Origin of the sequence: Limnohabitans sp. JirII-31 (genome assembly GCF_002778315.1) — a bacterium.
GTDB lineage: Bacteria > Pseudomonadota > Gammaproteobacteria > Burkholderiales > Burkholderiaceae_C > Limnohabitans.
The window spans coordinates 1-5,233 of sequence record NZ_NESA01000023.1 but is presented as its reverse complement, the minus strand read 5'-3'; the positions used below and the strand labels follow the sequence as shown (position 1 = coordinate 5,233).

The window sequence follows — 5,233 nt, the reverse complement described above, 5'->3', positions numbered from 1 at the left end:
TTAATAACGCCACGTTGATCACTCCTGTGTCTCCTGCTCAATGCTGAGCAGGACAGTTTGACTACGTGGGTCAAATTTGGATGCAAATACCTAGGTTTAGTGGCTCACTATTGGATGCAATTCAACAGGCACATGTTTTGCACGTGTTTTCTCACAACCAACGCACAAGCAGCTCACCGCCAGACCATGACCCAGCAAACCTTGACCCACCATGGGCGCTTCGACTACCAGCCCATCACCCAACACCCCAGCTACCGCTGGCCCGGCGATAGCGGCTTGGCCGTCTACCTCGGATTCAACATCGAGCACTTTGCGTTTGGTGAGGGCTTGGGCGCATGCATAGGTCCAGCCTCGCCTCAGCCTGATGTGCTGAACTACAGCTGGCGTGAGTACGGCAACCGAGTCGGTGCTTGGCGCTGCCTTGAGTTGTTTGACCAATTGGCGCTGCCCAGCGGCACACTGATCAACACCGCGCTCTATGAACACTGCCCCGAGTTGGTGGCAGCCTGTGTGCAACGCGGCGACGAACTGATTGGCCACGGCTACAGCAATGCCGAGCGACAAGGCGGCATGAGCGAGGTCGAAGAACGCGCCCTGCTGCTGCACTGCCGCGAAGCCATGCAACAACACAGCCAACAAACGCCAACAGGTTGGTTGTCCCCCTGGATTTCAGAAAGTTTGCACACGCCCGACTTGCTGGCAGAAACAGGCTATCGCTACACCTTGAACTGGTGCCACGACGACCAAGTCACGCGCATGCGCACACGCAGTGGGGACAGTTTGTTGGCCGTGCCCTACCCCCAAGAAATCAACGACATCCCCATGATCGTGGCGCGTCAGATGGATGCCAAAGACTTTGCACAAATGATCATCGACAACTTTGACGAAATGCTTCAACAGGCCAAGCGCCAACCCTTGGTCATGGGCATTGCGCTGCACCCCTACATCGTGGGACAACCCTATCGGCTGCACCACCTGCGTCGCGCGCTGACACACATCGCACGCGCACGCGATGCCGGAGAGGTTTGGTTCACCACGCCAGGTGCCATTGCGGCTCACGCGCAAGCCCACACCCCTTGACACCACCTCTTGGTGCACAAACGCATCACGCGCACCACATAGGGGCCATCCAACGATAGGCAGCACAGCATTTGCGCGCATACTTCTTGCTATCCTTCAACGCCAAGCAACTTCGCTGGTGGCTTTACTTCAACTACCTCAAACCATATGAGCTCTCTCAATTTCATCGGCGGCGAAAAAGGCGGCGTGGGCAAGTCGGTTGTCGCGCGGGTGCTGGCGCAATACTTCATCGACAAAAACGTTTTGTTCACAGGCTTTGACACCGACCGCTCGCACACCTCGTTCATCCGCTTTTACGAAGACTTTGCGTCGCCCGTCGTCATTGACAGCTACGAAAGCCTGGACCTGATCGCTGCGGCCTTAGAGCAAACCTTTGCGGGCAATACACAAAGTGTCATCGTCGACCTGGCCGCACAAACCGCAGCCCCCTTAGCGCGCTGGGTGACAGACTCAGACTTGTTTGCCGTCATGGCCGAGATGGGGGTGACCGTCAACTTCTGGCACATCGCAGACGCTGGCAAAGACTCGGTGGACATGTTGAGCAAACTCATCGACACCTATGGCGAAGGCCCTAACTATGTGGTGGTCAAAAACCACGGGCGTGGCAGCGACTTCTCGCAACTGGAGCAATCCAGCGCCATGGAAAAAGCCTTGCAGTTGGGTGCACGCGTGGTGTCGCTGAGCCAGCTGCAAGAAGCCAGCATGCGCAAGATAGACCGCCAAAACGCCAGCTTCTGGGCGGCACTCAACCACCCCACAAGTGACGATGCCCTTGGGCTGCTAGAGCGCCAACGTGTGAAAAACTGGTTGAAGAAAACCTACGACACGTTTGACAACCTGCCCTTGCTGTAACAGCAAGAGCAGGTGCGGCTCAGATCACCACCATCTGGGCTGCTGTGAAGTCCAGTGGCTTGTTGATCAGTGTGGCGAACACCACAGCCGTTGAACTGGCAGTGCCTGTTACGTCATAAGCCAACTGTCCAGTAGCGCTGTTGTAAACCAAATAATCGTCACCGCCGATTGCTTTTTGTGTGCTGAAACGGAAGTAACTGGCCAGACTGGTCTTTCCTTGCAATTTGGTGAATACGGAGCCGCTCAAGGCAATCACATCACCCTCAGCCCTAGAAAAATCTGTGATGGTGTCTACGTTGGCACTGCTCAGTACAGAGCCAAATACAAACTGATCTGCCCCAGAGCCACCCGTCAAGGTATTTGCAGCAGCATTGCCCACCAACACGTTGTTCAGCGAATTACCTACGCCGTTGATGGCTTTCAGACCCGTCAGGGTGAGGTTTTCACAATTCGTAGGCAAGGTGTAGCTCACGCCGGACAGCACCGTGTCTGTCCCTTGGTTGCTCGCCTCGTACACCACATCACTCGCACTGTCTACGGTGTACGTGTCATTGCCGGCATAGCCCGTCATGTAATCATTCCCCGCACCACCATCGATCACATCGTCTTTGCTGCCCCCGTACAAATAGTCGTTGCCAGCCAAGCCGTTGATTCGGTTGGCATAGTCAGTCAAGCCAACGATGGTGTCCGCATTTGCCGTACCGTTTTGCACCAACTTGCTTGCAATGTCGGCAATGCCCCAGGTGGTGCCGTCTGCAAAGCTGACCTTTTCAACCCGGAAAAATTCGTTGTTGAAGTAGCCCTGCACCGTGACTGAGTCTGTGCCCCAGCTCATCTTCAGGTCACTGCCCACGCGGCCTAATACCGCATTGCTCGCCAACAACCCAGCACCCAGCTGCAACGTGTCTACATTGCTTGCTGTGCTGCTGTAGTCGTAATCGTTGATGATGTCTGCGCCATCGCCTTGGTTGAACACATAGGTGTCATTGCCAAAACCTCCCAACAGTAAATCGTTGCCCTTAGCGCCTATCAAGGTATCGTTACCAATACCACCATCGATCACATCGTCTTTGCTGCCTCCGTACAAATAGTCGTTGCCAGCCAAGCCGTTGATTCGGTTGGCATAGTCAGTCAAGCCAACGATGGTGTCCGCATTTGCCGTACCGTTTTGCACCAACTTGCTTGCAATATCAGCAATACCCCATGTGGTGCCGTCCGCAAAGCTCACCTTTTCAACTCGGAAAAATTCGTTGATGAAGTAGTTCTGCACCGTGACTGAGTCTGTGCCCCAGCTCAGCTTCAAGTCGTTGCCTACGCGACCTACAGCCACATTGCTCGCCAACAGGCCAGCGCCCAACTGCAAAGTATCGATATTGCCTGTGGTGCCGTCGTAGTCGTTGATGATGTCTGCGCCATCGCCTTGGTTGAACACATACGTGTCGTTGCCGAAACCACCCATCAACAAATCGTTACCTGCGCCACCGGTCAATGTGTCCTTGCCATTCGCCCCTCCCAAAATGTCATTGCCCTCACCCCCATCGATCACGTCATCTTGATTGCCACCGTAGAGCGTGTCGTTACCACCCAAGCCGTTCATGCGGTTTGCGTAATCGATGAATCCGATGAAGTTGTCAGCGCTTGCCGTGCCGTTTTGCACCAACTTGCCCGCAATATCAGCAATACCCCATGTGGTGCCGTCTGCAAAGCTCACCTTCTCAATTCGATAGGACTCGGTAATGAAGCTGCTCTTGAGCGTCACCGAGTCTGTGCCCCAGCTCAACATCAGGCTGTTGCCAAGTCGACTTAAAGACACATCACCAGACAGCAATCCTGCTCCAAGCTGCAAGGTGTCTATATTGCCTGCTGTGCTGTCATCGTCAGTGATGATGTCTGCTCCATCACCCAGATTAAACACATAGGTGTCGTTGCCCTTCTCACCATACAACGCATCGTTGCCCGCGCCTCCTGTCAAGGTGTCGTTGCCATCACCACCACCCAGTCGGTCATCGCCTTCACCGCCGTTGAGCACGTCATCCTGGTTACCGCCAATGAGTGTGTCATTTCCACCTAAGCCGTTCATACGGTTTGCATACTCACTCAGGCCTGTCATGCTGTCTGCTTCAGCCGTACCGTTTTGCACCAACTTGCCCGCAATGTCTGCAATACCCCATGTGGTGCCGTCTGCAAAGCTTATCTTTTCTACCCGGTTGTACGCACTGCTGAAATAGCTTTGCACCGTCACCATGTCTGTGCCCCAGCTCAGCTTGAGGTCGTTGCCCACTCGGTCTAGTGTTGTGTTTGCAGCCAGCAGCACTGACCCCAACTGCAAAGTGTCTATGTTGTCTGCGGTGGTGTCGTAGTCGTTGATGGTGTCTGCGCCATCGCCTTGGTTGAACACATAGATGTCGTTGCCGTAGCCGCCTGTTAACGTGTCGTTGCCGGTGCCGCCCGTCAGTGTGTCGTTGCCGGCTCCCCCATCTATCACGTCGTCCTGGTTGCCACCAATTAGCGTGTCGTTGCCACCCAAGCCGTTGATGCGGTTGGCGTAGTCACGAAACCCAGTGATGTAATCTGCTCCGTCGCTGCCGTTACGTATCACCCTGCTGACTATGTCTGCAAATCCCCATGTCGTACCGTCCGCAAAACTGATCTTCTCCACTTGGTAGTACGCGCTGTTGAAGTAACTCTGTACGGTCACCGTGTCTGTGCCCCAGCTCAGTTTGAGGTCTTCGCCTACCGCGCTCACCTGTGTGTCCCCTACCAACAACCCTGCCCCCAACTGCAAGGTGTCTACGTTTGGCACCCAATAGTCGAGGTCGTTGATCGTGTCTTGCCCATCTCCTTGGTTGAACACGTAGGTGTCGTTTCCTTGCCATCCTGAGAGATAGTCGTTGCCTACGCCACCCACCAGCGTGTCGTCCCCATAATCTCCCGCCAAACTGTCGTTGCCTTCACCTCCCATCAGCGTGTCGCTGCCATACCCCCCATTCAGTGCGTCGTTGCCTGCCCCGCCTGTGAGCATATCGGTCCCCGAATAGCCCACCATGTAGTCGTCACCTTCGCCCCCATCGATCACGTCGTCTTGGTTGCCTCCGTACAGCGTGTCGTTGCCACCCAAGCCGTTGATGCGGTTGGCGTAGTCGCTCAAACCTGTGATGGAGTCAGCCCCTTCGCTGCCGTTACGTGTCACCCTGCTGGCTATGTCGCCAACGCCCCACACCGTGCCGTCCGCAAAGCTGATCTTCTCCACGCGGTAATACTCACTGCTGAAGTAACTCTGTATGGTCACCGTGTCTGTGCC

Annotated in this window: 3 protein-coding genes; 2 read left to right on the top strand and 1 reads right to left on the bottom strand. The window is 55.2% G+C overall.

Annotated elements, in window-relative coordinates; all coding sequences use genetic code 11:
• Positions 1-186: 186 nt before the first annotated feature.
• On the top strand, positions 187-1,080 hold the full coding sequence (locus tag B9Z41_RS16745) for a polysaccharide deacetylase family protein (RefSeq protein WP_100148223.1): 894 nt from the start codon (positions 187-189) through the stop codon (positions 1,078-1,080).
• Positions 1,081-1,227: 147 nt separating this feature from the next.
• Complete coding sequence (locus B9Z41_RS16740; RefSeq protein WP_100148222.1) at positions 1,228-1,932, top strand: mobilization protein; 705 nt, start codon at positions 1,228-1,230, stop codon at positions 1,930-1,932.
• A gap of 19 nt (positions 1,933-1,951) precedes the next feature.
• Here the strand turns inward: B9Z41_RS16740 and B9Z41_RS16735 are convergent.
• On the bottom strand, positions 1,952-5,233 hold a 3,282-nt coding region (locus tag B9Z41_RS16735; RefSeq protein WP_143474226.1), incomplete at its 5' end, for a calcium-binding protein.